Origin of the sequence: Kitasatospora sp. NPDC047058, assembly GCF_040643935.1 — a bacterium.
Classification (GTDB): Bacteria; Actinomycetota; Actinomycetes; order Streptomycetales; family Streptomycetaceae; genus Kitasatospora.
Map to the genome: position 1 here is coordinate 1 of NZ_JBEYVJ010000438.1, position 5255 is coordinate 5255.

Consider the following 5255-nt stretch of genomic DNA (forward strand, 5'->3'; position numbering starts at 1 on the left):
GACCCTCGGGGAACGCCGTGGTGAGCAGCGCCAGCCCGGCCGGGGTGACGGCGGCGGTGGCCAGGCCCTGGGCGACCCGGGCGGCCAGCAGCAGCAGACGGCCGTGCTCCGAGGAGCCGGAGGGCGGGGCCAGCGGCGTGGTGAGCACCCAGAGCACCACCTTGGGCTGGTGGCCGTGGTGCACCGCGTTGTTGGAGCACCAGTCCGACCAGTACGCCACGCTCCAGCCGGCGACGTCCTCGGGCGACACCGCGCGCCGGTTCGCCTCGGCGGCCGGGGCCTCCAGCAGGGCCGACACCCGGGAGCGCCACTCCCACCACCAGCTGCCCCGCTGGGCGGGCTCCTCGTGGCAGAGCCGGCCCAGGGTGCCGTCCAGCTTCTGCGCGGACCGCACGTAACTGATGGCGCTGCCGCGCATGTTGCTGAGGCTGCTCAGCTTGTCGTTCCAGGCCAGCGGCAGTCGGTCGGCCTGTGCGCGCGACCAGGGCACGTTGTCCTCGGCGTACCCGCCGAGCGTGCGGTCGACGGCGAGCAGCCTCCTCGCCTGCGCGATCCGTACGGCCCAGGGCAGGACCCGCTCCTGCTCCTGCGGCGGGACCTTGGCCGCGCGGAGGACGGCCAACAGCTCCCCGCGGTCGGCCTCGGCCGGTTCCCCGGAGCCGGGGAGGTCCAGCGGGAGGACGAAGGCCTCCTCGAACACCCCGGGCAGGGCCGGGACGAGCACGTCCGGGCCGTATTCGACGAGCCCGTCGAGGTCGTCGAGCCCGTCGAGCAGCAGCGCGGCCTCGGCCAGTTCGGAGCGCCGGCCGGCCACCTTGCCGGCGGGGATCTTCAGCAGCGCGAGGTGCAGCCGGAGCCAGAGTCCGGCCGGGTCGGCCGGGCCGCCGCTGCCGGGCTCGTCGCGCAGGTCGGGGTGGCGGGCGGCGATCTCGGCCAGCCTGGACGTGAAGGCGGCGAGGGCCGGGTCCGCGGCGGCCCGGTCCGGCCCGGCGGCTGCGGCCCGTTCCGCCTGCTCCCGCCCGGCCGGCAGGGGGCCGAGGGGCTGTCCGGGCGCGGCGTGGACCGGCTCCCCGGTGTCCGGACGGCCGGTGCTCTCCCCGGCATCCGCGGTCTCCGTGGTCTCCGTGGCGGCGGCCCCCGGTGCCCGGTCCGCCCCGGTCTCTCCCTCCGGGGCCGTGGTGCGCCCGTCCGGCCGCACCCCGCCGGGCGGCGGCACCACCGCCGGCACCCGCGCGGCCGTCCGGACCACGCCCCACAACTGCCAGGCCAGTGCGGCGAGAAGCCGGTCCGCCTCCTCCGCGCCCGCCTGCTCCCCGCCCGTCTCCGCCGCGCCCGGATCCGCCGCCGGCGCGGTCGGTGCCACCGCCTGCACGGCCCGGCGGTGCAGGCCCGCCATGAACCCGTGCAGCTCCTCCAGGAACCCGGCCCGGGAGCCGGACGGCAGCAGGAGCAGCTCGTGGGCGAGGTCCGCCGCCCCGTGCAGCAGGGCACCGAGCTCGTCGGTGCACACGCCCCCGGCGGGGGCACCCCCGTCCCCGGACTCCGCGTCCGGTGTGCTGGTCGGTTCCATCAGTGCCTCCTGCTGGTCGGGTCCCAGTAGCTGTTGAACTCCCGCTTCCCCGGCTCCATCTCGGCCCGGTACACCCACCCGGGCCGCTGCTCGATGTGCGCGAACGAGCCTGCCTCGGGGTACGGCACCTGGCCGCGGTGGACCCGCAGCCAGCCGTGCGCGTCGAGGGTGAAGCGCAGGTCGTCGGCCGCGGCGTCGCCGTTGGCCGGCGGCACGGCGAGACGTCCGAGCCGGACCGGTTCGCCCTGCGCCGGCCGGAGGTGGACGTCGAGGTGGGTGGCCGGGCCGGCCGGGCTGCGCAGCCGGGCGATCCTGCCGGGCACCGGCGCGATCTGCGGGTCCGGACGGGCCGAGGTGTGGAACAGCAGGCCGAGGTAGTCGCGCGGTTCGCCGCCCTCGGGGTGGGCGGGGAAGACCTCGGTCAGCGGCCCGGTCCGGCCGTCGGGACGGGCGGGGGAGATGCAGACGGCGCCGGGCACGGAGAGCCGGCCGAGGTAGTGGTCGAAGGCCAGGGCCCCGCCGGCCGCGCCGTGCAGGTCGAGCCCGGACTCGTCGCTCCCGGCGTCCGCGGAACCGACGTGGTACTGCGGGTCGCCGTGGCAGAGCAGGACGAAGAGCCGGAGCCGGTTGTCGACCTCCGCCTGGAACCGGATCTCCGGGGTGCCCTCGAAGTCCCAGACCGAGGGCGTGGCGTAGCGCTTGTAGTCGGGGATGCGCTCGATGTCGAGGTGCCCCCACTGGATGGCGTCACTGCCGGCCCGGGGGCGCTGGACCACGATCCGGCGCACCACCCGCCGCCAGTTCGACCGCAGCCCGAGCCGCCCGTCGGCGGTGAGTTCCTCGTAGGGCGTGCCGGAGCGGAACAGGCTGAAGGCCTGGCGGCTCTGGCCCAGCAGGTCGAAGTCGCAGGGCAGGCAGGCGAAGAGGCCCTTGGTCTCGACGGCGAGCTCGGAGGCCTGGGCCTCGCTGCCGGCGGTGCCGTCCCCGTGCAGCCCGGCGGCGTGGCCCTGGAAGCCGCGCATGTTGTGCAGCCAGGCGGCACCGATGGAGGTGGCCTGCTTGGCGAGGTAGCCGGTCTCGGTGTGGATCCGGCTGGGGTTCCAGACGGCCGTGCGGCGGGTGCCGTCCCCCTGGGTGGCGAGCAGCCGCGCGGCGAGCTTGCTCTCCAGCGCCCGGCGCACGCCCTTCATGGCGCTGGTGCGGCCGGAGAGCACCACCTGGTCGAGCACCGGTTCGGCCCGGCCGTCCCCCGGCGTCATCCGGGCGAACGCGTCCGCCACCAGCGAGGCCGCCATCGTCGCGGCCTGCTCCAGCACCGGCTGCACCAGCATGCGGAACTCGGCGACCGGCAGCTCCACCGGCGCGGACGGGTGCTCCAGCAGGACACCGCCGCCCTCGGTGAGCTCGATGATGTCGGCGGGGTCGATCAGGTACGGCTGGTCCTCCTGCCCCAGGACCCGCTTGGCCTGCTCGGCGGTCCGCCACAGCCGGTTGAACCGGTCCCTGCGGACGGCGACCTCGTCGGCCTCCTCCGGCGCGTCCATGCCGTACCAGTCGGTGGGCAGGACGCGCTGGAGCTCGGCCCGGACCCCGGGGGAGACCAGCTCCTTGCGGTACTCGCCGGCCTGCTCGGCGACCTGGGCGGACAGCGGCTTCCCGCCCGGCCCCTGCAACGGGCGGCCTGGTCCGAGCTCGTCCGCCAGCCGGGCCTTGATCCAGTACAGGACGTGCAGGGTGAGCAGGTCGCCGCCGAGCTGGCCGTGGCCGATGGTGCCCAGGATCCGCGGGCTCAGCTTGTAGTGGCGGCCGGCCACGAAGGCGCTGGCCTGATCGGCCAGCCCGGTGTCGTCGGTGAGCGTCATCTCCAGCAGGGCGATGTCGCTGGTGCCGCCGCCGACGTCGACCACGAGCATGATCCGCTGCCACTGGTCGGTGCGGCCGGGCACGGGCCGGGAGGAGGCGCGCAGCGACTCCAGCCCCTGCTCCAGGTTGGCGGTCAGATCCCGCATCAGGAAGTACAGGCCGGCGGCCAGGCCCTCGTCGACGCGCAGGTCGACGGTGTCGATCGACAGGCCCTCCTGGACCAGCCGGCCCAGCTTCTCGCGGTCCTGCGGCAGCGCCGAGGTCGGGTAGGTGAGCAGCGCGGTGCCCATCCTCGGCGGCTCGCCCCCCTCGCCGTCGTCCACGTGGCGTTCCGCGCCCTCGACGAGCAGCCGCAGCAGGTGCTGGATGAGGTGCAGCGGCGCCGGCAGGCCGTCCCGGGGGCCCGCGAAGCGGTGCTCGAAGAAGACGCGCTTGAGGCCGGTCACCCCGCCGGCGTCCTCCGCGCACAGCTCCCAGCCGGCGTCGTCGTACCAGGAGACGCCCGGGCGGTCGAAGGGCTCGGCGGCCCGGCGGATCGCGGTCGCGGGGGCGAAGGTCTCCCCGCCGTGGCCGTCGGGGTAGGGCACCGGCCGCAGCGAGTGGATGTCCAGCGGCGGGGTCGCGACGGTGGCGGTGACCAGCCGGTGCAGCCGGTCGGCCAGCCAGGCCTGGAGCTGCTCGTCGCCGACCGCGCCCGCGCGGATCGCCTCCACGTGCAGCAGGACGGCGGTGGCGACGTCCAGTTCGTCGAGCCGGCCGAGCGCCTCGGCGCCGGTGAGGGTGCGGTGCTGCTGCCGGTCGAGCTCCAGGTGTTCGGCCCGCAGCCCCTCCAGGGCCCGGCGCCAGGACTCCGGGGCGTCGGACGGCGGGGCGGTCAGCGCGGCCAGCTCGCGGCCCAGGGTCCGCTGCTGGGTCGCGTCCACCGGACGGTCGGAGATCACCGAGGTGTCCACCACCGTCGCCGTGGAGGCGGTGGTGCCGAAGTCCACCGCGACCACCCGGCCCTGCTCGCCGCGGGCCCGGTGGCCCCGCGCACGGGAGTCGCGCAGGACCAGCAGGGGCGGCTCCGCGTCCGGCGACGCCGTACGGCCCACGCCGGGCGGCAGGAAGGTGAGCTGCACGGCCGCGTGGGCGGCCCCGGGGGAGAGCGCCCCCGAGTAGCCGACCTTCCAGGTGACGACGATGACGACCGGATCGCCCGGCGGGTCGGACGGGTCCCACGGGCCCGGGTGGACGACCTCCGGCGGCAGGCTCGCCCCCGACACCAGCACCCGGCGGCCGGTCACGGTGAGCCGCGAGGCGTCCGCCGGGGCCCACACCGCGCGCAGGGCCGCGGCCAGCGCCGCCGGACAGGGCGCCCCGTCCTCGTCGGCCACCTCCAGCCCGGCCGGCAGGTGGGCGGTCAGATTGCCCTGGTAGCCGTCGGGTTCGAGGGTCACGTCGGGCAGCAGGTAGCCGCTCTCGGTCGCGAGGAGCGAGAACTGGCGGGCGCCGTCGGCGACGACGGCGTCGCTGCGCACCCCGCCCTGCTCCGGGGCGGCGAAGCCGATGGTGAGTCCGGTGGTCATGCGCTGCCCTCGTTCCAGTCGCGGAGCACGTCGTCGATGTCGCGGACCGCCTGGGGCAGCGGACGTTCCTCGCCGCCGTCCGGCGCCCCCAGCGGCGCCCGGAAGTCCGCCGGGCTGAGCAGGGATCTGGACGCGTCGGCGAACACGCGCGTCAGCTCGGCGAGCGCGTAGTCCAGCAGCCGGTCGAGCTCGTCGCCGACCCGGGCCGCGGCGGCGTCGGCCACGGCGGCGCGCAGCTGTGCCACGGCCAGCGG

Annotated in this window: 3 protein-coding genes; all 3 read right to left on the reverse strand. The window is 76.3% G+C overall.

Annotated elements, in window-relative coordinates; translation table 11 throughout:
• On the reverse strand, positions 1-1570 hold a 1570-nt coding region (locus tag ABZ885_RS34840), incomplete at its 3' end, for a hypothetical protein (RefSeq protein WP_360197875.1).
• Positions 1570-5001 carry a hypothetical protein gene (locus ABZ885_RS34845; protein ID WP_360197877.1) on the reverse strand — a complete coding sequence of 1144 codons (3432 nt, stop codon included), beginning with the start codon at positions 4999-5001 and terminating at the stop codon, positions 1570-1572. The genes ABZ885_RS34845 and ABZ885_RS34840, both read right to left, overlap by 1 nt.
• A partial coding sequence (locus tag ABZ885_RS34850) for a hypothetical protein (protein WP_360197879.1) occupies positions 4998-5255 on the reverse strand: 258 nt, incomplete at its 5' end. The genes ABZ885_RS34845 and ABZ885_RS34850, both read right to left, overlap by 4 nt.